Source organism: Stenotrophomonas sp. STEN056, from assembly GCF_056759635.1.
The window spans coordinates 194,620-219,852 of record NZ_JBRRDL010000003.1; the positions used below are offsets into that span (position 1 = coordinate 194,620).

Annotated in this window: 7 protein-coding genes and 1 tRNA gene; 7 read left to right on the top strand and 1 reads right to left on the bottom strand. The window is 64.7% G+C overall.

What is annotated here, in order from left to right:
- The first annotated feature begins 6 nt into the window (after positions 1-6).
- The 3 genes from queE (at position 7) to ACVOLO_RS03220 (ending at position 1,683) form a co-directional block, all read left to right on the top strand.
- On the top strand, positions 7-696 hold the full coding sequence (gene queE / locus ACVOLO_RS03210; protein WP_481568832.1) for a 7-carboxy-7-deazaguanine synthase QueE: 690 nt from the start codon (positions 7-9) through the stop codon (positions 694-696).
- A 184-nt stretch (positions 697-880) separates the two neighbouring features.
- Complete coding sequence (queC, locus tag ACVOLO_RS03215) at positions 881-1,546, top strand: 7-cyano-7-deazaguanine synthase QueC (protein ID WP_481568833.1); 666 nt, start codon at positions 881-883, stop codon at positions 1,544-1,546.
- A gap of 61 nt (positions 1,547-1,607) precedes the next feature.
- Positions 1,608-1,683 (top strand) — tRNA-Lys (locus tag ACVOLO_RS03220).
- A 52-nt stretch (positions 1,684-1,735) separates the two neighbouring features.
- Here ACVOLO_RS03220 and ACVOLO_RS03225 read toward each other — a convergent pair.
- A complete protein-coding gene (locus ACVOLO_RS03225) occupies positions 1,736-2,452 on the bottom strand; it encodes an MgtC/SapB family protein (protein ID WP_481568834.1) in 717 nt (238 codons plus the stop codon).
- Positions 2,453-2,669: 217 nt separating this feature from the next.
- Here ACVOLO_RS03225 and ACVOLO_RS03230 point away from each other — a divergent pair, with 217 nt between their 5' ends.
- The 4 genes from ACVOLO_RS03230 to ACVOLO_RS03245 form a co-directional block, all read left to right on the top strand.
- Positions 2,670-3,221 carry an ECF-type sigma factor gene (locus tag ACVOLO_RS03230; RefSeq protein WP_481568835.1) on the top strand — a complete coding sequence of 184 codons (552 nt, stop codon included), beginning with the start codon at positions 2,670-2,672 and terminating at the stop codon, positions 3,219-3,221.
- Positions 3,197-6,016 carry a protein kinase domain-containing protein gene (locus ACVOLO_RS03235; protein WP_481568836.1) on the top strand — a complete coding sequence of 940 codons (2,820 nt, stop codon included), beginning with the start codon at positions 3,197-3,199 and terminating at the stop codon, positions 6,014-6,016. The genes ACVOLO_RS03230 and ACVOLO_RS03235 overlap by 25 nt, the downstream gene beginning before the upstream one ends.
- A 201-nt stretch (positions 6,017-6,217) precedes the next feature.
- Complete coding sequence (locus tag ACVOLO_RS03240; protein ID WP_481568837.1) at positions 6,218-6,973, top strand: SapC family protein; 756 nt, start codon at positions 6,218-6,220, stop codon at positions 6,971-6,973.
- Between the two features lie 99 nt (positions 6,974-7,072).
- On the top strand, positions 7,073-25,233 hold an 18,161-nt coding region (locus ACVOLO_RS03245; RefSeq protein ID WP_481568838.1), incomplete at its 3' end, for a leukotoxin LktA family filamentous adhesin.

The following is a 25,233-nucleotide window of genomic DNA, read 5'->3' on the forward strand; positions in this document are numbered from 1 at the left end:
GTGCAGATGAACTCTCCCGCCGCCGCTGTTCCCAGCGAGATCGTGCAGTCGCCGTTGCCGCGGCTGAAGATCACCGAAATTTTCCTGTCCCTGCAGGGCGAGGCCGACACTGTTGGCTGGCCGACCGTGTTCGTGCGCCTGACCGGCTGCCCGTTGCGCTGCAGCTATTGCGATACCGAGTACGCCTTCCATGGCGGCACCTGGTGGGACATTGATGACATCGTCGCCGAGGTGCTGAAGCAGGGCGTGCGCCATGTCTGCGTGACCGGCGGCGAGCCGCTGGCGCAGAAGCGCTGCCTGATCCTGCTGCAGAAGTTGTGCGATGCGGGCCTGGATGTGTCGCTGGAAACCTCCGGCGCGCTGGACATCGCCGCAGTGGATGCGCGCGTTTCGCGCGTGGTGGACCTCAAGACGCCGGATTCTTCAGAGATGGCACGCAACCGGCTGGAGAACATCCCGCTGCTGACCGCGCGTGACCAGCTCAAGTTTGTGATCTGCAGCCGCAGCGACTACGACTGGGCCAAGGCAATGCTGGTCGAGCATCGCCTGCCTGAGCGTTGCATGGTGTTGTTCTCGCCGAGCAAATCGCAGGTGAGCGCACGCGAGCTGGCGGACTGGATTGTTGCCGACCGTTTGCCGGTGCGGTTCCAGATGCAGCTGCACAAGCTGCTGTGGGACGACGAACCCGGCCGCTGATGCAGGCAGTTTGACCTGCCCGGCCAGGTTGACCGGCAAGCCGGGCCTGCCTTGTACACTTTGTTTCCTGCGGAGCAACGGCTGCTTGCCGATGTTGTCCGCAGACCCGCGGGCCGATGCCCGTGATGACTACCCCGGCGCGGGACAGCGTGCTGGCTTTGATCCCCCAACCGGATGAAATCCCATGAAGAAAGCAGTCGTGCTTCTTTCCGGCGGCATGGACTCGGCCGCCGTCGTTGCCATTGCCCAGGAACAAGGTTTCCAGGTGTACGCATTGAGCGTGCGCTATGGCCAGCGGCACACCTCTGAACTGGAGGCGGCCGTGAAGGTGGCTGCCGCGCTCGGCGTCGCCGGGCACAAGGTGGTTGATGTCGACCTGCGCAGCATCGGCGGCTCGGCACTGACCGATGACATCGACGTGCCCGATGCTGGCGGTCAAGGCATTCCGGTCACCTACGTACCGGCGCGCAACACCATCATGTTGTCACTGGCGCTGGGCTGGGCCGAGGTGCTGGGCGCCAACGACATCTTCTGCGGCGTCAACGCAGTGGATTACTCCGGCTACCCGGATTGCCGCCCGGAATTCGTGGCGGCCTTCCAGGCGCTGGCCAACCTGGCCACCAAGGCGGGCGTGGACGGGGCGGGCATCGTCGTCCATGCACCGCTGCAGTACCTGAGCAAGGCGCAGATCGCCGCTGAAGGCCAGCGCCTGGGCGTGGACTTCGGCTTGACGGTGTCCTGTTACCAGGCCGATGAGGCCGGCCGCGCCTGCGGCCACTGCGATGCCTGCCATCTGCGCGCACAGGGATTCAGCGCCGCGGGCATGGCGGACCCCACCCATTACGTGTGAATTCCGATTTGCCGATTCTTGCGCTAGAATACGCGCCCCGGTTACGACCGGGTCGTTGTTTGGGCCGTTAGCTCAGTCGGTAGAGCAGAAGACTTTTAATCTTTTGGTCGAAGGTTCGAATCCTTCACGGCCCACCAGCGTTTCAAAGGCTTCGGAGCGATCCGGAGCCTTTTTGTTTTCCGCGCGGCTTCAATCGCGGGTGCTGACTTCCCAGGTCGCGTGCAGCACGCCGGGCACCTGTTCCATCCTGGCCAGCACCGTGTCCAGTTCGTCGGCGCTGACGGCAGTGCTGACGAGTATCGCGATCACGTCGGTGGGGGCGTCGGCGTATTCGACCAGTTGGATATCGCTGACCGGGTACTGTGCCGCCTCCAGCGCATCCACCAGACGCTCGCGCACGCGCGGCACCGCTTCGGCATCCACGCTCAGGCGCACTTCATAGGTGGCTTCGGTGGCGGCTTCGTTGATCGGGATGCGGTTGATCGCGTTCACCAGCGGCCGCAGCAAGGTGTTGCCGGCGATGATCAGCACCGTCAGCAGCACGCCTTCGGCCAGCATGTCCGCGCCGGTGCAACTGCCGACTGCGGCAGAGCACCACAGGGTGGCGGCGGTGTTGAGACCGCGCACATTCATGCCTTCCTTCATGATGACGCCGGCGCCGAGGAAGCCGACCCCGGAAACCACATAGGAAATTACCCGCACCGCTTCGACGCTGCCGGCGATACGCATGGCCAGGTCAACGAAGGCCGCCGCGCCCACGGCGACCAATACATTGGTGCGCAGGCCGGCGGTGCGTTGCCGGTATTGGCGTTCGGCGCCGATCAGGGTGCCAAGGACAAAGGCCGCCAGCAGGCTGACCACGGTGTCAGCGAAGGGGCCGGCCTGGAAGGTTTCGATGAAGCGCATGGGCGATCCGGGTTGCCGCACGAGAGCGGCCCGAGTGTACCCGCAGCGCGTGACAAGCGCGTTTTGTGGCGTGGGGCTTCGGCCAGGGCAAGGCGTGGAACGCGCGGCGGATGAGCCATTTCTGCTGGTGCTGGGCGATAAGCCGGCCTAACATTGCCCGATGCCGCCGCATGCACCGCGCAGGGCGGGGCATGTTTTCCGGCGCCCGGGGGCAGGTTTGAGTCAGCAGATAACCCAACTTCTGCATCGTTGGCAGCAGGGTGACCTGGATGCACGCGAACACCTGTTCGAAGCGTTGTACGCGGATCTGATGCAGATTGCGCGGCACCGGCTGTCCAATCACACCAATGGCACCCTGCAGCCGGCTGCGCTGGTGAACGAGTCGCTGATGCGCCTGCTGGGCAGCAGCGCCGACTACAACGACCGCACCCATTTCATTGCCATTGCCGCGTTGAAGATGCGTTCGGTGCTGGTGGACCACCTGCGCGCACGCGCTGCCGACAAGCGCGGTGGCAATGCCGAGCAGCTGACGCTGTCGCATGCAGTCGAGCTGCAGGATGACAGCGCCATTGGTTATGACGTGCTGGCCCTGCACCAGGCGCTCAATCAACTGGCGGAGATGGAGCCGCGCGCGGCCAGCACCATTGAGCTGACCTACTTCGGCGGTATGAGCCGCGATGAAATCGCCCTGGTGCTGGGGGTGTCCGCGCCCACGGTGGACCGTGATCTGCGCTTTGCCCGGGCATGGTTGAACCGCCAGTTGCGCTGACCGGCGCGGGGAGTAACGACCCCATGGGCAAGGAGCGCTGGAAGCAGGTCCGTGATCTGTTTGATGCGGTGTGCGAGCTGCCGCGTGAGCAGTGGCAGGCCGCGCTGCGCGAACGCTGCGACGATGCATCCCTGCGCGAGGAAGTCGAGCAACTGCTGCGTTCGCAGACGGTGGGGTTGAGCCGGGTCAGCAATCGCCTGGATACCGCACTGGCGCAGGCGCTGATGCCGGAGTTCGGGGTGGGGGAACGGCTGGGGCCGTGGCGGTTGACCGAGCGCATCGCCCAGGGCGGCATGGGGACGGTGTTCAAGGCCATCCGTGCCGATGGCGTGTACCAGCGCACGGTCGCGATCAAGCTGCTGCACGGCCTGCCGGGTGCGATCGAAGTGGAGCGCCTGGAAGCAGAGCGGCAGGTGCTGGCAAACCTGCAACTGCCGCAGGTGGCGCGGTTGTATGACGGTGGCACCACGCCCGATGGCCATCCCTACCTGGTGATGGAGTATGTGGACGGCGTGCCGCTGGACCGCTGGTGTGCCGAGCACCAGCTGGGGCTGACGCAGCGCCTGCAGTTGTTCCTGGCGGTCTGCGGCATCGTGCAGTCCGCGCATGAACAACTGGTGCTGCATTGCGACCTCAAGCCCAACAACGTGCTGGTGATGGGCAATGGCCAGCCGGTGCTGCTGGACTTCGGCCTGGCACGCCTGCTCAACGACGCGCGTGACAGCCAGGACGCAGGCTTCTGCACGCCGGCATACGCCAGCCCGGAGATGATTGCCGGGCAAGCGGTGGGTGCGGCCAGCGATGTGTACAGCCTGGGCGTGATGCTCGTGGAGCTGCTGTCCCTTCAGCCCTGCACGCGCGAAGCGCAGGACACCACGGTGCCGGTCGCCTCGCCCAGTGCCAATGCGACGGCGGAGGTGCCGTGGCGCAACAAGCTGCGGGGTGATCTGGATGCCATCGCCAGCAAGGCGTGCGCATTGGAGGTCAGTGGGCGCTACCGCACGGTGGAAGCGCTGATCGCCGATGTACGGCGTTACCTGAAACGGCAGCCGGTGCTGGCCCGTCGCGGTGGCCGCCTGTACCGGCTGCGCAAGGGGTTGCGCCGCAACTGGCACGCTGTTGCACTGGCCGCGGGCGTGATCACGGTGTCGCTGTTCTTCGTCACCGGCTTGCTGCGCACGCGCCAGCAGGCACAGGAAGAAGCCGAGGTGGCGCGGCAGGTCAGCAATTTCATGGTCGGCGTCTTTGAAACGGCCGACCCCTTCTTGCGTACCGAGCGCGGCGAGGAAGAGCTGACCTCGCGGCAGTTGCTGGACAAGGCGGCGCTGCAGGTGTCGCACGATCTTGCCGATGCCCCCGCGCAGTTGGCGCGCATGCGCGCGGTGCTGGGCGTGGCGTATCAGAACTCGGGCGTGTCGCATCAGGCCGAGTCGCTGTTGCAGCAGGCCTACAACGGTTTCATGGACCCGCGCGTGGGCCGCAGGCAGGATGCGGCGTCGGTGCTGGCTGATCTGTCCGTGCAGAAAACCCTGGATGGCGACGGCCGCCTCGGTCTGCAGATGGCCGACCAGGGCCTGGCATTGCTGGGCAGCAGTGAATCGCCCGAAACACGGGCAAAACTGCTGGGCGCGAAGGGCCTGGCGCTGGTCAATCAGCAGGCCTACGACCAGGCGGAGGTGGCACTGGATGCGGCAACCGACCTGTACGCCAGCCAGGCGGACGCAACGTCCGCGGCCAAGCACCTGGAGCTGACCTATCACAAGGGGCTGATGTACCTGCGCTGGGGGCGGCAGGAAGCCGCCGAGCGCGAGTTCGGCGAAGTGCTGGCCAGCCTGCACGGGCGCCGCACCAGCATGGCCCTGGCAGCGGAAGTGCGCCTGGCGCAGTTGCTGCGTGAGCGTGGCAGGTACGAGCAGGCATTGCCGTTGCTGCAATCGGGCATGCGCCATGCGCTGGACCTTTATGGCCCGCGTAGCCGCTTTGTGCTTATCCAGCACGACGGGCTGGCCGATCTCTACAGTGACTCGGGTGACTACGCCGCCGCCGACAGGCAGTACGAGCTGCGCCATGCGCTCAGTGCGCAGTTGGATGGCCCTGATTCGGTGGAGTATTCGATGGGCCTGTTCAACCACGGCAGCCTGCGCGAACTGCGCGGTGACCTGGTGGCCGCCGAGCGGCTGTATCGGCAGGCCTTGGAAATCCGGGTCGAGCAACTCGGCCGCGATTCACCCACCAGTCTTCGCGCGGAGACCGGGCTGGGCCGGTTGTTGATGCGCGATGGACGGATGGAGGAGGCCGGGCGCTTGCTGCTGCATGCCGACCAAGGCCTGGCGGCGGCGTTGCCGGTGGATGCGCCTGGCCGCGTCGAGGCGCGCTTGAACCGGATCGATTGGCTGGTGCGCATGGGCCAGACCCAGCAGGCAGGCCAGTTGCTTGAGGAACTGGCCACGCATGTGCCCACCAGCTTCCACCTGCGTACCTTGCAGGTGCGCTCGGCCCTGGCCTGGAGGCTGGGGCAAGGCGGGCAGGCGCTGGCGCTGCGGCGCGCGGCACTGGAGTTTGCCGGCAGCCACTATGGGCAAGCCAGCGGTGATGCGGCAACCAGCCGCCTGGCATTGGCTGAAACCCTGTTGCTGCTGGGCCATGCGCAGCTGGCGCTGGAAGAGTTGCGCAAGGCCGAGCCGGTGCTCAGGAAGTTGCAGCGGGAAACATCGCCGGAACGGCGCCAGCTGGATGGGCTGATGTTGCTTGCCCTTTCCGCTCTGGAGGGGCGGCCGAACAGGCCGGCCAAGTAAGCAATCGCTTGAGCCGCTTGGCGTTTGAGTGATGTGGCCGGCGTTCGTGGGGGCAATGCCCGGCGACCGAGTTCGGCCATGTTTATGAACTTGTTCAGGCCTGCCGTGGCCTGCGCCTGCCTGTGCGTGATCGGAATCTCCTGCTTTCCACGGTTTATCAGATAGGGAGCATTTTTTCCGTCACTACCAGGGGGATACCCAATGAAGCAGTTGCTTATCTATGAGCGCCCGGTGCAATTGAACCGTATTGCGCATCGCAATCATCGGGTTGTCCCCAGCCAGGGGGATTTTCGCTTTGCCGATGCGGTGAACTCGGTACCGCTGGCCTGTGTGGAGTTTGCACAGGTGGCGCGCCAGTACCCGATCGTGTTTGCCGGCAACAGTGCCGATGCAGTGGTGCCGGCGGCACTGCTGGGCCTGCGCAACGGCCAGAACCTGATGGTCGATGCCGAAGGCCGCTGGGCAGAAGGTGCCTATGTGCCGGCGTTCCTGCGGCGTTATCCGTTTGTGTTGGCCGAGCGCGAAGCCGAAGGTGAGGACTTCACCGTATGCCTGGATGCGGCCTATGACGGGTTCCGTGAGGGTGGCGAGGAGGGAACGCCGCTGTTTGACGAGGACGGCAAGGACAGCGCACTGCTGACCAATGCACTGCAGTTCCTGCAGGAATACCAGTTGCACCTGGCGCGTACCCGGGAATTCAGCGCCGCCCTGGCGACCCATGGCCTGTTGGTCTCAAAGCAGATCAACGTGCAGAGCGCGCAGGGCGAAATGTCCTCGCTGGATGGCTTCTTTGTGGTTGACGAGCAGAAGCTGCGCGAGCTGAAGGGCAAGGCGCTGCAGGAGCTGGCCAAGTCCGGCGACCTGGGCTGGATCTACGCGCACCTGTTGTCGCTGGGCAATGTGGAACAGCTCAGTCGTGCGCTGGACAAAACCATTGCTCCGGCAGCCACCCACTAACTCATAGCGAAATACCGCACCCGCGCGGCGGCGCCTGCAGCCGCGCGTCCGCATACCGGAGTGTTGCAGCCGCGCCATCAATGCTGCCCGGAGCCTGCCATGAAACGCCTCACCGCCACCCGCAAACACCCTTTGGCCGCCACGACTGCGACGCGCACGGAGGCGCATCCTCGTCCCGCTGGTTTGGCTGCTGCGATCGGTTCAGTACTTGGCATCGCACTGCCGCTGACGGTATGGGCGGGGGATGCGGGCAGCTCCATCACCACCGATGGCAAGACCGACACCACGGTGTCATTGACCGCGCAGGATCGCTGGAAAATCGCCACCACGACGGTCAAGGGCCGCCAGCCGGGCAACCAGGTGGCGTTCAACTCGTTCAAGGAATTCGGTATCGAGGCTGGGCAGACCGTTGATCTGATCCTGCCGACCAAGGGTGGCAACCAGGTACACAACCTGGTCAATCTGGTGAGCGATTCAAAGGCCTACATCAACGGCACGTTGAACGGCTTGCTGGAGGGCAGCGGTGCCGTTGGCGGCCGTGTGTTCTTCGTCGATCCGCATGGCCTGCTGGTCGGCGCCGGTGGTGTGGTCAATGTGGGCTCGCTGTCGGTGGCCACGCCCACGCGCGCGGTGATGGATGACATTCTTGCCGCCGGTGAAGGCCTGGATGGCCTGATGTACGGCACGCTGAAGCCGGAACAACTCAGCCGCACCGGCGAAGTGAGCATTGCAGGACACATCAACGCCAGCAACGGCGTGCGGGTGCAGGCGCGGGCGATTGATGTCACCGGCACCATCCTGGTGGCCGTGGCACCGCAGAACGGGCGCGATGCCAATTCCAGCCTGCAGCGCGTGGACGAAACCGCCGTCAATACCGGCGGTGCCGGTGCGCCGTTGGCGCTGGTCGCTGATGGCGGCAAGATCCAGCTGCGCGCGGCGGCCATTTCCGACACGGGGCTGGGTGTGCGTGATGCCGAAGCCACCGTCGTCGTGGACGGTGGCCAGTTGAAGGCCGATGACATCGAGCTGACCGCCAAGGCGGTGGTGGATTCGGGTTATGACAAGGACGCGGCAGCGTTCGACGAACTGAAGGCCGACCTCACCGGCAGCCTCACCGACATGTCCACGCTGGGTGATCTGGGCGATGCGCTGGTGAACCTGGGTGTGGACAAGGTGCTGGGCGAGCAGGTGTCCTTCCTGAAGGCGGCCACGACCGCACGGGTCGAGGTAAAGGGCGCGGCAACGCTGGATGCGGGTAACGACATCACCCTGCATGCGAGCACCCGCCAGAGCATCGACAACTCGGCGGCGGGCCAGGCTTACGAAAAGGGCGAGTACGTCGAGGATGCGCAGGGCAATCCGGTCAAGGACGGCAACGGCAATCCCGTGCCGAAGAAGCACCTGCTCAGCCTCGGTGCGGCGTACGCGCAGATCGACGCTACCAGCGAAGCCATCATCCGCTCCAGCGCCACGGTCAAGGCCGGTGGTGACCTGTCGGTCAAGGCCGACGCGGACACGGCGCTGAAGCTGGCGGCCGAATCGTTTGCGGTGAACAACACCACGGCCGCGTTCACCGCGGCCATCAGCAACGTGAACGTGGATACGCGTGCGGTGATCGAAGCTGGCAACACGTTGACTGCCGGCAGCGTCGATGTTTCTGCCGTAAACACCTCGTCGATCGAGACCTCCGCCACCGCGCGTGCCGACAACCAGGGCAAGGTTGGCCTGGCCGGCGCGATCAGCCTGCAGGACATTGCCGCCGAAGCGCGCCTGGACCGCGACGTCACCACCCATGCAACGGGTGGGCGCAGCGGCGATGTGACCGTGCAGGCGGCCAGCATCACCGCCTTGAACAAGACCGCGAGCCTGGTGGCCAAACCCAAGACGCCGCCGCTGCCGGGCCAGGAGCAGGTGGAGGCGATCAGCAGTGGTGGCGACGGCCTGATGAACATGGCGCAATCACTGGTGGGTGCCGGCTTTGCCGGCGCGCTGGCCAAGCTCACCGGCGACGATGCCGGGGGTGGAACAGGGGGCGGTACCACGCCGACCACGCCGCCGAAGGCTTCGCCCTTCCGACTGGGCGGTTCCATCAGCTTTGTCGACGGTGATCACACAGCCAAGGCAACGATCGGTGCCGGTACCCGTATCACCAGCGCCGGTGACATCGTCGTCGACAGCCAGGTGGTCGATGCGCAGATTGGCAACCATGCCATCAGCAACGTGCTGGCCAAGGGCAAGAGTGCCGATGGTTCGGCGTTCGCGCTGTCCGGTGCGGTCAGCATCGCCAACCTCGAACACGATGCGCAGACCCTGGTGGGCCAGGGCGCCGTGCTGGAGGCCGACCACATTGGCCTGGCATCGGACGTACGCCTGCCGCGTGATTTCAGCGCGCTTACCGGCGCGGTGCCCAACTTCGACAGCTTCGACAAATTCAAGGATTCGTTGAGCAAGGCGAAGGATCTGATCACCGATCCGTCAGACCTGTTCACGTCCTATTCCGCCGCCAAGGGCTCGGCCGAGGAAGTGGCCATCGGTGGCGCGGTGAGCTATTTCAAGGCCACCAACAGCGCCCGCTCCGATGTGGCCAGCGGTGCGTCGCTCAAGACCCGTGACACCAGCGGCACGCCGTGGAGCGTGGCACTGGAGGGCGAGGACCATGCCGGCAAGGCACGGACGCGCACCTTCGCCGCCGCCGTTGATATCGGTGCCACTACTGCGATCACCGCGCTGCACGCGGCGGGCGACCTGGCGCTGAAGAACCTCAAGACCGCCAATGTCGGCGATGGCGGTACTGCCCTCGGCGGCAGTGTCGGCTACATGGATTACGACAACACCGCCGCTGCCATCGTCAACGATGGTGTGCAGATCAACGCCGGTGCCGGTTCGATTGCCATTGGCGCGACCAACCAGGAGAAGCTCATCTCGCTGGCACTGCAGTCCGGCCAGGGCGGCAGCATCGGCGTCAACGGCACCGCGTCGGCACTGGATCTGAACAGCCATACGTTGGCTGGCGTGAGCAAGCGCGCCACGCTGACCGCAGACAAGATTGGCATTTCCGCTGACGAGGACATGTTCGTCTGGTCGGTGGCCGGTGCGGTGACGATGAGTGACAGCATCTCGGTAGGCGCCAGCGTCGCCTATCAGCAGATGGATACCGACACGCGCGCCTTCATCGGTGATGTGCCTGCAGATTTCAAGACTGGCACCAGCGCTGTGACTGGCCAGGTCAACACCGGGGAGTTGTCGGTCAACGCGCTCAGCAAGGGCCTGTCCGGAGCCGTGGCGGCGGCCGGTGCAATCACCAAGAGCAGCTCCGAGAAGCTCAAGCAGCAACAGGATGCACTGGCGAAAAAGCAGAACGCGGAGAACCCGGGCTTCCTGGATTCGCTCAAGACGCGCGCACTGGGCAAGGTGACGGCGCTGGAAGGCATGGCCAAGAAGGCCGACAGCGATGGCAACGCCGGGCTCACCCAGTACTTCGACAAGGCCAAGGGCGTGCTTGGCTCAGGCAGTGGCCAGGGCGGGCAGGGTGCGCAGACGCCGCAGCCGAAGTTCGGCGTGTCCGTGTCTGGCAGCGCCACAGTCAACCGTGCACGGCAGAACACCAAGGCTGATATCAGTGGTGCGGTGATCAAGGACACCAGTGGCCATGGCGTGAAGCTGGATATCGCTGCGGTCAACAAGACCCTGCTGGTCAGCATCAGCGGTGCGTTGTCGGTGACCGCCGCCGGCTCGGACAACAGCCAGGGCAGCGCCTCGCTGGCCGGTGGCGTGGCCTATGGCGACATCCAGAATTCCACCACGGCCGGGCTGCTGAACAGCACCGTGCAGGATGCCGGTGATGTAACGGTCACCGCGCGCAATGAAAGCGAACAGGTCAACGTCGGCATCAGCGTGGGCGTCAATGCCTCCAGCGACCAGACCACCGCCGCGGCGGGTGCGATCTCCGCCACGGTGGCGATGTCCAAGAACGAGACCGCCGCAAACCTGCGCGGTTCCACCATTCAAGGCAAGGCTGGTGCGTCCGCGGATGTGGACGTCAAGGCGGTCAATGAATCGAAGATCGCCAATGGCGGCGGCGCGCTCTACGCCGGCGGCAAGGCCGGCCTGGGCGCGGCGGTGACGTATGCCGAGATCAAGGACGATACGCGTGCGGGTATCAGCGGCGGTGTCATCAGTGGCGTAAATGATGTGCGTGTGCGTGCGGCTGATGCATCGCGCATCATCGCCGCCGCAGCCAGCGGTGGCGCGTCAACCCAGAACAATGGGGTGGCAGTTGCCGGCTCGGTCCTCGTCAACCAGGTCGCCAACATCACCATCGCCAGCATCAATGACGGCGCCAGCATCAGCTTCGCAGGTGATCTGGAAGCGTTTGCCGGCACTGCCAGCATCGACGATGTGCGCTCAACCACTGATGGCTGTGAATCCGGCGCGGGCATGGATTACTGCGGCGCCGCCATCGGCGGTATCCAGGTGGATGCCAATGCCGACAAGGGCAGCAAGGAAGACACCACGGTCGACGCGGCCGGCCGCAATGCCGGCAAGAGTTCGATCATTGCCGTTGCAGGCATGGTGCAGGTGGGCGGCAACAATGCTGGCGTCGCCTTCGCCTACAACACCATCAAGAACACGCATGCGGTGTCGGTGAACGGCGCGACGCTGAACGCGACCAGCGGCGGCGACATTGCACTGACGGCGGCAGACAAGGCCGACATTCTGGCGGTAAGCGCCGGCATCGGCGGCAGCACCGGCAACTTCACCGGCGTAGGCAGCGCGTCGTACAACGCCATCGGCAATACCACGGCAGTGCTGGTGGGCAGCAGCGTTCCCGGCGTGGGTGCGGCAAGCAAGGCCGGTGCAACACTCAATGCAGGCAACATCACACTGGATGCCAGCGATGACGCCTTCATCGGCTCGTTTGCCGGTGCTGCCACGCTCGGCTCCAAGGTCGCCGTGGGCGCGGCGCTGACCATCAACGATATCGGCAACAACACGCAGGCCTTGGCCGATGGCGCCAACCTGGATGTGGACAGTGGCGATGTGAAGCTGCAGGCGGCCAACAAGGCCAAGATTCTCTCTGGCGCGGTGGCTGCCGGCGCCGCCAACAACGTGGCGATCCAGGGCTCGGTGGGTTGGAGCACGATTGCCAACACTGCCGAAGCCGCATTGAAGGGTGGCACGCTGGAAGCGGGCGGGCTGGGCGTTCACGCCAGCAACAGTTCAAAGGTCTACACGCTGGCCGGCGCGGTTGCAGGCAGTGGCACGGCCGCCATCGGTGCGGCGATCAACGTGGCTACCATCGGCGACACGACCCGCGCGAGCGTGGATAAAACCGCGCTGGCGGTGTCAGACACGCTCGATGTCACCGCCGTTGCCGATGCGACCACCAAAACCCTGGCCATCGCCGGCGCACTGGCCGGCACCGCCTCGATTGCGGGTAGCAATACCAGCAATTTCATCGACAGCACCACCGAGGCCCGTATCACCGGCGTGACTGGCCAAGGCGGCGGTGTTACCGGCGGCGTTACGGTCAGTGCCGACACAAAGGGCAAGACCTACTCACTGGGCGGCGCATTGGCGGTGGGTGGCTCGGCCGGCGTCGGCGCGGGGACGAGCGTCAACCGCATTGCTGGCAGCACCTCGGCCGTGGTGGACAAGGCTGCGCTGCACAACGCCAGCAGTCTTGCGATCGAAGCGGCCAACCGCAGTCTGATCCGCACCGCTGCGGTTTCCGGCGCGGGTGCCGGCAGCGCGGCGGTGGCGGGCAGCGTCACTACCAATCTGATCAGCTCCACGACCGGCGCCAGCCTGGTCGACAGCGTGGTGAACAACGCCGCCGCCGATGTCGTGGTGCGTGCCCGTGATGAGCGCAACATCGATTCGCTGGCCGGCTCCGCAGCAGTGGCTGGCAGTGTCGGTGTGGGTGCCGCAGTGGCCTACAACGATATCGGTGGCAGTACCTCGGCGGTGGTGAAGGGCAACGCGCTGGATCTGGATGTGCGCAACCTCCTGGTCAGCGCGGATGCGTCCGGCGCGGCGGGGGGCAATGGCAACCGCATCCGTACCATTGCGGCCGGCCTTGGCGGTGGCGGCACGGTGGGCGGTGCCGCCTCGGTTGCGGTCAACCGGATGCAGGGAACCGTCAGTGCCCGGATCGAGGGCGGGGCAGATGTCGTCGCGCAGAACAATGTGGGTGTGCTGGCCGCACAGGCACAGAGCATCGACGTGTTCGCCGGCAGCGTTGGCGGCGGCTCTGCTGCAGGCATCGGCCTGGGCACGGTAGTCAACCTGGTCGATGGCACCACCGAAGCGGGCATCTACGGCAGCACCACCGAAGTGACCGCGCTGGGCCACGGGAACGCGCTCAAGGGGATCAACAGCGGTGCGCGCACTGCGGCGAACACGCATAGCAGCCGTACCGATACCGCGGGCATGAACTTCGACAAGATTGATCTGCGCACGGGTTCCATCGATGTGCATGGTGTGGCGGTGAATGCTGCGACCCGCCAGCAGGTCAGCACGCTGGGCTTCAGTGGTGCGCTGGGCACCACGCCCATCGCAAGTGGCGCGGTAGCGGTGATGGCTGCGGTCAATCAGATTGCAGGTCAGACCGTGGCGACCATCAAGGATGCCAAGATCAACCAGCATGGCGTAAGCGCGTCCTCTGATCCGGAGGCAGCGTCCGATAGCCTTGCCAACAATGCGCAGAGCGTGGATGTCCGCGCCAGCCACCATGTTGCCTCGGCCAGCTATGTGGCCGGTATTGCCGGCAGCCCGGGCGTGTTCTCCGGTGCGGGCGCGTTGTCCACCAACCTGTTCGACAGCAGCAGTGCAGCCTCCATTGATGGCGCCAACGTAAGCGCCGCCGATGCAACGACGGTTGCGGCCAATGGCAGCCAGAACGCCCTGGCCATTGTCGTCGGTGCGGCGGCAGGCCTGGTCGGCGGTGCCGCAACGGGGGTGGTGAACGACTTCAACACCAACACCCGGGCCAGTGTGGTGGGGGGCACCCTCCGGAGTGGTTCACTGGATGTGACGGCCAACAGCGACAACGCCGCTTCGCTTGTCGGTGGTGCGGGCAGCGCAGGGCTGGGGGCGGCAGTGGCCGGTACCGCACTGGTCAACGTTGGCAGCAGCAGCACGCAGGCACGCGTGGGGCAGGCGGGCAGGGCCACGGATGTGTCGGTCAGCCGCACGCTGGATGTCGCTGCACGCAGCCGCTCGGATTTCAACGGCGTGGCGATCAGCGGTGCATTGGCCGGCGGTGCGGGCGTGGCGGGCATGGCGCAGGTGCATCTGCTGGAAAATGACACCCAGGCGGTCATTCAGAACGCAACGGTTTCTGCCACCGACACGTCGGTGGTCGCAGATGAAATCCTGCGTTTGTCTTCGTACTCCGGTGCATTGGGCGTGGGCGTGACAGGCAGCGGCGTGGGAGCGGGTGCATCGGTCGCCATCCTGGGCAGCAGTGTTCGCGCCAATGTGCTGGACAGCAACATCACGGCCAGTGGTGAAGTGGCGGTAAACGCTGCTTCCGACCGCGCCGTGGACATGGTCACCATGACAGGTGGCGCAGGCTTGAGCACCGGCATCGGTGGTGCGGCGTCACTGCTCCTGGCAGGTGTCGGCAGCACTGGCGACAGTGGCTCGGAACTGGGCGGTACCTTCGGCAGCCTGAAGCAGCTGGGCAGCGGTGAGAAGGTCAACAGCGCTGCGTTGCAGGGCACGCTGGGGACGCAGGGGGCATCGGCACTGAATGCCCGCGGCTCGGTCAACCTGGGCAGCCTGCAGGGTCGGGGAGACCGGGTGCAGGCCACGGTAAGCGGTGGCAGCCTCGTCGCCCGCGATGTCGGTATTACGGCCGACAGCCGCATGCGCAGCAGCAACACGGTAGGCGGTGTGGGTGTGGGTGGCCTGGGGGTCGGCGGTGCATTCGGCATGACCGGCCTGTATGGCACCACCGAGGCCAGCCTGGCGGCGGCAAAAACCCGTGCATCGTCGGTAGAGGTAGTGGCGCGTGCAGGGGATGGGGCCGGTGGCAAGGCGGCCGAGCTGGATGTGTATGCCGGCGCGGCCGGGCTGGTTGGCGTGGGCGCGGCAGTTGGCATTGCCAATCTGGAACAGACCGTAACCGCTTCGGTAAAGGGCGACGTCGCGGTGACTGGCCAGGCCGGGGCGCTGGACGTGCGCGCTGCCGATGACAGCGAACTTGACGTGTTTGCTACCGGAATGGCCGTAGGTGCCGCGGCGGCGGGTGTGGTGGTTGCCAAGGCAGAGCGTGATGCCAACGTTGCGGCCTGGCTGGCCAACGACAGCATCGTCAGCGGCTTCTCGGATGTGATCATCGATGCCGCCTCGTCAGGTGGTGCGCAGGCAAAGGCCAGTGGTGCAGCCGGCGGTGTGCTGGCCGGTGCCAGCGCGGCGGTGGCACTGGCCGACGACTCGTCCCGGGCCAATGCCTGGTTGGGCGATCGCAGCAAGGTGTCCGGTGTCGGCGGCGATGTGTCTGTGAGCGCCAGTGCCCGGCCCGATGTGTCAGCCGAAGCTGAGGGTGCGGCAGTGGCGGTTGGCCTGGCGGTGGGTGCCGCGGTGGCGGATGCGACCTCGCACACGACGGTGGGCGCTTGGGTGGGCAACAGCAGTGTGCTGGCCAACCGGGGTGGCCTGAACGTATCGGCCGCGGTGGAAGACGGTACGGTTGATGCAAGCGCCTTTGCCGGCTCCGGCGGCATGTACCTGGCCGGCGCCGGTGCGTTTGCCACCGCAGACAGCCGCAATGCCGTGGATGCCGAGATCCGGGACGGTGTCATGGTCCATGGTGAGGCCACGGCACAGGGCGGCACCAACGGCTACGGGCGAGGGGGCGACGTATCGGTCAAGGCGACCAACAACAGCCACCAGAGCGCAGACGCAAGAGGTATCAGTGCCGCTGGGCTGTTGGCCGCAGGTGTGGTCGAGGCCAAGGCCACCTCGCGTTCCACCACGGACCTGCGCATCGGCGATTCAACAGTGCTGTTTGCCGGTGATGTTGTACTTGGCGCCAGCGGTACGGATGAGAACACTGCAAAGGCAAAGGCCGGCACTGGTGGCTTGCTGGCAGGCAATGCAGCGCTTGCATCCACCGACTCCCGCAGCGATACCTCGCTGCTCATCGGCAGGAACGCGGTGATGGACGTCAGCCGCCTGGATGCCCGGGCCGAACACGATGCACGCTACGGCGGCAGTGCGGACAGCACCAGTGCGGGTGTACTCAACGCGAGCGGTGCAAATGTCTCCAACGTTGCCGCCTCGGATGTGCATATCCAGATCGGGCAGGATGCCCGGTTGATTTCCGCGGGATCCACAACCCTGCGCACGGACAACAACTACAACAGCACACTGGGCAGCGCGCTGGCCGTCAGCGCGGCCGGCGGTGGTGTACTGACCGGCAGTGCGGCGCAGGTCACCACCGAGCTGAAGGGTTCCAGTGTGATCGATGTGGGCAGCGGTGCCCTGCTGCGCACCGGCCAGCAGCCGGGCGAAGGTGATACCGGCGCATTGGATGTGGTGGCCGCCACGCGCGCCAACACCGATGACCGTGCTGGCCTGACCACAGGCGGCGCCATCAATGTGGCCGTGGTCAAGGCCCGTACGAATGCGGCCTTGCAGAACAAGGTCAACATTGCCAACAACGCCAAGCTGCAGAGCAGCTACATGCTCAATGTGGGTACCTATGCCAATACCGATATTGGTGCCAGCGCGCTGGTGAACACCTGGGGTGTGCTGGCGGCGGTCGGCAAATCCGATGCCGACGTCACCCTGGACATGGACCAGCAGGTCAACGTGGAAAGCGGCGCCGCACTGGAGTCGCTGCACAATGCATTTGTGTCCGCTGGCCAGGACGGCATGAATGGCTGGACCTCCAGGCTGGCAACCAATGCCGTTGCGCTGGGCTACAGCCGTGGCTTGATCGCCATCCCGGATTCGTCGGCACGTTCCACCTTGAACAGCGGCGCGAGCACTCGCCTGGCCGCTGGCAGCAGCCTGCTCAGCGGCGCGTTTGTCTCGCTTGGCTCCTATGGCGAAAACGTATTCCGCAACGCCGATGGCGCGGCAACCGGCTACAACCTGGGCTTCATTCCGGTCACGGTACGTGACAACAAGTCTTCCGGTACCACGACCGGAGACGTCCTGGTTGACGGCACCGTGGTTGCCGGGCGCTACAACGTGCTGGACATCGTCATCAATGCCGATGGCACGCTGAGCAAGAGTGGTGCGGGTGGTGATGTGCTTGAGTTCGAGAGCTCACTGTGGGACAGCAACGCCCTGAAGGCAGTGCTGAATGCCGACGGCATCCACAGTTTCGACGAAACGGCGGGCAAGGCAGCCAAGACCTGGAGTATCGGCGACCTGTACGCCGCCGGTGGCGACATCATCCTGTTCGGCAACAACATCCGCGGGACCGGGTCGATGACGGCCAAGGGCGCACCGCGTATCACCATCGTCAACAACAGCAACCACAACCTGTTGTTGGCCGGCGATATCCTGGTGCCGGACTACAGTGGTGGCAACATCCTGTTCACCGGCAACAGTGACAAGGCCGTTGGCATCGGGCTGAGCCAGAATCCGGGGCTGGGCAATGCCCTGGTGGACATCAGCAACCTTGGCAACAAGGGCTCGGCGATTGGAACCGGCGGCCGCATCTCGGTGACCGGCGGCAAGCTCAACATATACAACGCCGAGGGCAGCATCTATGGCTGGGGCGAACAGCTTGCCGAGAACGTAACCATCAATGCGCCCAAGGGCGAGGTGGGCTACAACCTTGGGACCGGCTCCTGGTACGGCAATATCGCCAGTTCGCTGTGGCGCCAGCACAGCCTGGCCTGGGGCATCACCAATGCGGATGATGCAGCGGGCTTCATCGCCAACGCCGTGTATGGCCAGGCCGCCAAGCAAGCGGGCATGACGTTGACCGACTACCTGTTGTACAAGGGCTATGACACCAGCAAATCCAGCGGCGGCGGCAGCATCTTTGTCTATGGTGCCTGCAACTACCGGGTGGGGGACAAGGACTGCACCCAATCGAGCTTGAAGGGGCAGTTCTACGACGGCGGTCAGGTGTCGAAATACAGCCATGAAAGCACCAACTTCGTGCCAAGGGTCAATGAAAGGGTCCTGGGCAAGGAGGTGCTGAACGAGCAGCCGGGGGATGTCACCGCGACGGCACAGAACGGCGCGGGCAACACCGGGCCGGGCATCAATGCTGGTAGCGGCATCAAGATCACCGCCAACTACATCGACGTAAACGTGGCACTGAAGGCCGGCAAGCCGGTGGACTACTCGGCCATCGTGTCCGACAGCCAAGGGCTGCGCGCGTGGATTGATGCCAAGGACGCACAGGGCACCAAGGGAATATTCGACGTCCCGGTCCAGTATGTCAGTCGCACCAGTGGCGATTCACAGCAGATTCGCCTGAAGTACGACTCGTTGAACCGTCAGTTCATCGTCCCGGATATCTGGGCCAATGGTGGTGGCTCGATCACGCTGGACGGCAAGATCGTCAGCACCTCGACATCAGGTTCGTTGAACGTCATCAGCGGCAAGGGCTCGGTGGTGATCGACAACAAGCTGGCCGATGTGGGGCTGCAGCTGGGCAATATTCTTGTCGGCAACGGAGCGCCGGGCCAGATCACCATCCGTGACCGCCTGCGGAATGTGTCGACGTGGTACCAGCGGGACGCCCACGGCAATGTGAGCGCTCGCGTCGGGGCTGTTAATGCATCGGGCTGGTCGTCGACTGAGCTGAGCCCGCTGACCACGACGGATGCCTACAACCCGCAGGGCGGTATGCGTGGGCGTTGGACACAGACAGCCAACATCCGGCGGGACATCAACTGGGCGGACAGTGGTGCGATGAGCGCCGAGAACTGGCGTTGGGTGGATGCCAATGGCAAGACGCTCTATGACGGGCAGCAGTGGGCTGTCTCGGGCATGGAGTATTACGATGGCATGGGCAACGGCAATCTGTTCGATTCCAAGGTCAGCGGTCAGTTCTACAACCAGGTTAGTACAGGGGTGAACTACCGTTGCGAGAAGGGGAACTCGCAGGGCTGCCGCTACAACTACGGTTTCCCGGGTGAGAATCAGTTCAAGGATGGCGAGACCTGGCGTACTTTCTGGGGTTTGAAGGCGCCAACCAGCGGGCGGCTGACGGTGACCAACACGGTCAAGGCCGATAACGCCATCGCCATCAATTTCAAGTCCAATGATGCCGGCGTGCTGGACATTGATTCGGGGCAGACCATTCGCATCAATGGTGTACTGAAGAACACCGATGGCAGTACCTCCCTGACCAGCGTCTACGGCAGCATCGAAAGTGTTTCCAACGATGCCCGCATCATCACCAACAAACTGACGTTGGAAGCCGGCCGTTCCATTGGCACCCTTGTGGGTGCCCAACCCGGGGATGCGGCCAACCCGATCGACATCCAGATGGTGGCGTACAAGGATGCCAATGACACCACGGTGGAGGCTGGGAGCATTACCGCCAGGGCAGGCGGCGACGTCGCTCTGGACGTGGATTCGGCTGCCAAGGTGCTGATCAGTGCCGGCAATGGCACTGCCGCGGGCAATGTGTGGCTGCGTGCGAAGTACAACATCGAAGGCGTCAACACTGGCACAGCATCGATCACCGGCGGCGACATCACGCTGTACAGCACGTACGGTGGCATCGGCTCACTGAGCAAGCCCTTGCTGCTCAGGGCAAATGAATTCCTGCGCAGTGATGGCGCAATGGAAGGTGGCCTGGTGACTGCCAAGGCCGCCGATGATATTGCACTGGGCGACCTGGCCGGTGACTTCTGGGTGAAGCATATTGAGTCCACCGCCGGTGATGTGCTGGTCGATGCCCGGGACGGTTCGATATTCAGCGCATCCCAGCGCGGGGCGGCGAGTTTCCTCAGCGAGGCACAACTCAACAGCCTGCGTGACAACCTCAAGCTCTACCAGGGTGCCGGTGAGCAGTCGGTGCTCGGCTACCAGAGCCAGGTGGATGCCAGCTACGCCGAGTATTTCCAGTTGCTCGGCCTGGGAAGTGTGTCCGGCGGGCAGTTTGTCGCGGGCAGCAAGGCGATCACGCTGTATCGCTCCATGGCCGAGGCGGCCAGGGAGCAGAGTCTGGATGACGCGGGCGTGGCCGCGTATCTGGCCGAGCGCTACGCACGGCTCACGGTGGTGTTTGCCGATGCCTTCGGTAGCACCTGGGAACAGGAAACGGTCTTCGCCTCCGGTTTCGACGATGCCTTCCGCTATAGGCTGGCCGGCAATGTGGGCGATAGCGCACAAGTAGCGGCGCGCAAGGGGGCGTTGTACGACAGCCTGACCAACGACTCCCAGTGGACCCGGGATCAACTGCAATACGTGTTCAATGCCAATGCGCTGGAGCCCTCGTCAGGTTCGGCGCTGAATGCGGAGCCGGTAATCGTGGGCCGCAACATTAGCTTGCGGGCCAAGAACAACCTGGGCCGCTTGGCCAATGAGTACACCGTCAGTCTTGCGGATGTGAACAGCGGAGCCATCAGCGATGACGCCGCGCTGGCCATGCGCTTGGCTACGACGCCGGGTGACGTTGAAATGCTCGACGCCAACGGTAACGTGCTTACTGCACAGCAGGTTCGCGATGGGGGTGTGGTTGTTTCGTTGCGGATCAAGAGCACTGCGCCCGTGGTGGTGGATGCCAGGGGCAAGGTGGACGCGATTGTGGGCGCCGACACCTATCTGCACGGCAGTTCGACGCTGGCTTTCAGCCGCTTCTCCGGTGGTGGCAATGCACGCATCGGCAGCGATGGGGACATCCTGGGTGTTTCGGGTGTTGCTGGGCCATCGATCTCTGTGGGCAAGGACCTGAGCCTGAGCGCGTTGCGCAGCATCATGGGTGATGACGGCCAGCCATTGCGGGTGCAGGTCAACGGCACGCTGCTGCTGGCCGATGCCGGGGAGCATGTGAAGCTTGCACAGCAAAGCGGCAACCTGCGCATTGGTGTCGTCAACGCCAATCAGGATGTTGTGCTGGATGTCGCCGGCGGCAGCTTGCTGTCCTATCTGAAGGATGTGGCGGCAGTGTCCGGCCGCGATATCCAACTGGTGGTCCGTGATGACATCCAGGATGAAAGCGGCGCGATGCTTGCCGTGCGGATCATCACCGGCGGTCAGCTCAACGGCGCCGCAGGTGGCGATGTTGGCCTTTCCAGCAAGACCGGGATGCCGATCGGCACCTTGACCGCTGGTGGCGAGCTGCGGTTGGCAACTACTGCCGGGGCGCTGTCGGCGGAGGTGCTGGACGCAGGTGCCGGGCTCGCGGTGACCGGCTATGCCGGCGTTGATATCGGGGAAGCCACCGCAGGCCAGAAGGCCACGATCAGTGCGCCGATGGGTGATGTGACGGTGGGTAGCCTGGTGGCGGATTCGGCGGATCTGAATGCAGGCAAGCAGCTGACGCTTGGTGACGCGGACATCCAGCAGATCCTCAGGATTCTGGCATTGCAGTCCGCGGTGCTGGAAGCCGGTGCGGTGGTGCACAGTGGCAGCGAGGTGCACATCGACGCCGCTGGCTTCAGCATGGGCGCGGGCAGCCAGCTCAGTGCAGGCAAGGTGGTCTCGGTTCGCACTGCGGGCGATATGTCACTGGGCCACGTGGCAGTCAGTGGCAATCAGGTTGGCAGCACGCTCACGCTGATCGCCGATGGCCGTATCCAGTCCAACGGCGATGTGGCCGTCAATGTCGGCGGTGGCAGCAATGTCCAGGCCACCCTGACGGCAGGGCAAGGTATTGGTACGCGTGGACAGGCGTTGACGGTCAACGTTGGCAATCTGGTTGCCGCAAGTGCTGCACAGGGTGACGTGGTTCTGGCCCTGCCCAAGGGCGGCCTTGTTGGCCACCTTGAGGCAACCGAAGGTGATGTGGTGCTGGCAGCGGACGAGCACGTCCAGGTCGCTGCCATCCGTGCGGATGGCGCGGTTGAGTTGGATGCGGCTTCGGCGAACGTGGACACCATCGTCGCAGGTGGTGATCTTGATGCACGCACGGCGGGTGATCTGGAGGTGGTCGATGTCCAGGTGACGGGCAATGCCCAACTGGTCAGTGGCGGCAATCTGGATCTAACGACGGGCAACGTCGGCGGCAATGCCACGCTGTCGAGCGTTGGCAGCACCACGGTTGATTCGTTGGCAGTGCAGGGCTCGCTGGATGTGACTTCCGATGCAGCCTTGGCCGCACGCATGTTGTCCTCCGGTGCGGCGATGACGCTTGCATCCGGCAGCACGCTGGATGTGCAGCAGCTGAGCAGCGGTGCTGATCTCACGGCAGATGCGGTGGGCACCTTGTCCATCGCCGACGCAAAGGTGACCGGCAGCGCAGCCGTCGACGGTCAGTCCGATGTGGTGATCGGGCAGGCCGTCGTGGGCAAGGCGCTGGCAGTCAATGCCGCCAACGATCTGACCGCGACCACGCTGGATGTCGCAGGCAACAGCACGCTGAGCAGCGGCGGCAATACGTCGGTGACCACCTTCAACGGCCAGGGTGATCTGTCGGCGAACGCCGGTGGAAACCTGGTGCTGGACAACGGCACGGTCGGCGGCAATGCCACGCTGTCGAGCGTTGGCAGCACCACGGTTGATTCGTTGGCAGTGCAGGGCTCGCTGGATGTGACCTCCGGTGCAGCCTTGGCCGCACGCGTGTTGTCCTCCGGAGCAGCGATGACGCTGGCGTCCGGCAGCACGCTGGATGTGCAGCAGCTGAGCAGCGGCGCTGATCTCACCGCAGATGCGGTGGGCACCTTGTCCATCGCTGACGCAAAGGTGACTGGCAATGCGGTCATCGACGGCCAGTCTGATGTGGTGCTGGGTGAAGCGGTGGTAGGCAAGACGCTGGCATTCAATGCCGCCAATGATCTGACCGCGACCACGCTGGATGTCGCAGGCAACAGCACGCTGAGCAGCGGCGGCAATACTTCGGTGACCACCTTCAACGGCCAGGGTGATCTGTCGGCGAAGGCCGGTGGAAACCTGGCGCTGGATAACGGCACGGTCGGCGGCAACGCCACGCTGTCGAGCGTTGGTGGCACCACGGTTGATTCGCTGGCAGTGCAGGGCTCGCTGGATGTGACCTCCGGCGCAGCCTTGGCCGCACGCGTGTTGTCCTCCGGTGCGGCGATGACGCTGGCGTCCGGCAGCACGCTGGATGTGCAGCAGCTGAGCAGCGGTTCTGATCTCACGGCAGATGCGGTGGGCACCTTGTCCATCGCCGACGCAAAGGTGACCGGCAATGCAGCTATCGACGGCCAGTCCGATGTGGTGATCGGGAAGGCCGTCGTGGGCAAGGCGCTGGCAGTCAACGCCGCCAATGATCTGACCGCGACCACGCTGGATGTCGCAGGCAGCAGCACGCTGAGCAGTGGCGGCAATACTTCGGTGACGAGCTTCAACGGCCAGGGTGATCTGTCGGCGAAGGCCGGCGGAAATCTGGCGCTGGACAACGGCACGGTCGGTGGCAACGCCACGCTGTCGAGCGCTGGCAGCACCACGGTTGATTCGCTGGCAGTGCAGGGCTCGCTGGATGTGACTTCCGGCGCAGCCTTGGCCGCACGTGTGTTGTCTTCCGGTGCGGCGATGACGCTGGCGTCCGGCAGCACGCTGGATGTGCAGCAGCTGAGCAGCGGTGCTGATCTCACGGCAGATGCGGCGGGCGCCTTGTCCATCGCCGACGCAAAGGTGACCGGCAATGCAGCTATCGACGGCCAGTCTGATGTGGTGATCGGGAAGGCAGTCGTGGGCAAGGCGCTGGCAGTCAACGCCGCCAACGATCTGACCGCGACCACGCTGGATGTCGCAGGCAACAGCACGCTGAGCAGCGGCGGTAATACTTCGGTGACGAGCTTCAACGGCCAGGGTGATCTGTCGGCGAACGCTGGCGGAAACCTGGTGCTGGACAGCGGCACGGTCGGTGGCAACGCCACGCTGTCGAGCGTTGGCAGCACCACGGTTGATTCGCTGGCAGTGCAGGGCTCGCTGGGTGTGGCTTCCGGTACAGCCTTGGCCGCACGCGTGTTGTCCTCCGGCGCAGCGATGACGCTGTCGTCCGGCAGCACGCTGGATGTGCAGCAGCTGAGCAGCGGTGCTGATCTCACGGCAGATGCGGTGGGCACCTTGTCCATCGCTGACGCAAAGGTGACTGGCAATGCGGTCATCGACGGCCAGTCTGATGTGGTGATCGGGCAGGCCGTCGTGGGCAAGGCGCTGGCAGTCAATGCCGCCAATGATCTGACCGCGACCACGCTGGATGTCGCAGGCAACAGCACGCTGAGCAGCGGCGGCAATACTTCGGTCACCACCTTCAACGGCCAGGGTGATCTGTCGGCGAACGCCGGCGGGAACCTCGCGCTGGACAACGGCACGGTCGGTGGCAGCGCAACGCTGTCGAGCGCTGGCAGCACCACGGTTGATTCGCTGGCAGTGCAGGGCTCGCTGGATGTGACCTCCGGCGCAGCCTTGGCCGCACGTGTGTTGTCCTCCGGTGCGGCGATGACGCTGGCGTCCGGCAGCACGCTGGATGTGCAGCAGCTGAGCAGTGGTGCTGATCTCACGGCAGGTGCGGTGGGCGTACTGTCCATCGCCGACGCAAAGGTGACCGGCAATGCGGCCATCGACGGCCGGTCTGATGTGGTGCTGGGTGAAGCGGTGGTAGGCCAGACGCTGGCAGTCAACGCCGCCAACGATCTGACCGCGACCACGCTGGATGTCGCAGGCAACAGCACGCTGAGCAGCGGCGGTAATACTTCCGTGACCACCTTCAACGGCCAGGGTGATCTGTCGGCGAACGCTGGCGGAAATCTGGTGCTGGATATCGGCACGGTCGGCGGCAACGCCACGCTGTCGAGCGTTGGTGGCACCACGGTTGATTCGCTGGCAGTGCAGGGCTCGCTGGATGTGGCTTCCGGTGCAGCCTTGGCTGCGCGCGTGTTGTCCTCCGGTGCGGCGATGACGCTTGCATCCGGCAGCACGCTGGATGTGCAGCAGCTGAGCAGCGGCGCTGATCTCACGGCAGATGCGGTGGGCACCTTGTCCATCGCCGACGCAAAGGTGACCGGCAATGCAGCTATCGACGGCCAGTCTGATGTGGTGATCGGGCAGGCCGCCGTGGGCAAGACGCTGGCAGTCAATGCCGCCAATGATCTGACCGCGACCACGCTGGATGTCGCAGGCAACAGCACGCTGAGCAGCGGCGG

Coding starts and splice junctions, on each gene's coding strand:
- queE (WP_481568832.1), top strand. CDS start 7: ATGAACTCTCCCGCCGCCGCTGTTCCCAGCGAGATCGTGCAGTCGCCG.
- queC (WP_481568833.1), top strand. CDS start 881: ATGAAGAAAGCAGTCGTGCTTCTTTCCGGCGGCATGGACTCGGCCGCC.
- ACVOLO_RS03225 (WP_481568834.1), bottom strand. CDS start 2,452: ATGCGCTTCATCGAAACCTTCCAGGCCGGCCCCTTCGCTGACACCGTG.
- ACVOLO_RS03235 (WP_481568836.1), top strand. CDS start 3,197: ATGGTTGAACCGCCAGTTGCGCTGACCGGCGCGGGGAGTAACGACCCC.
- ACVOLO_RS03240 (WP_481568837.1), top strand. CDS start 6,218: ATGAAGCAGTTGCTTATCTATGAGCGCCCGGTGCAATTGAACCGTATT.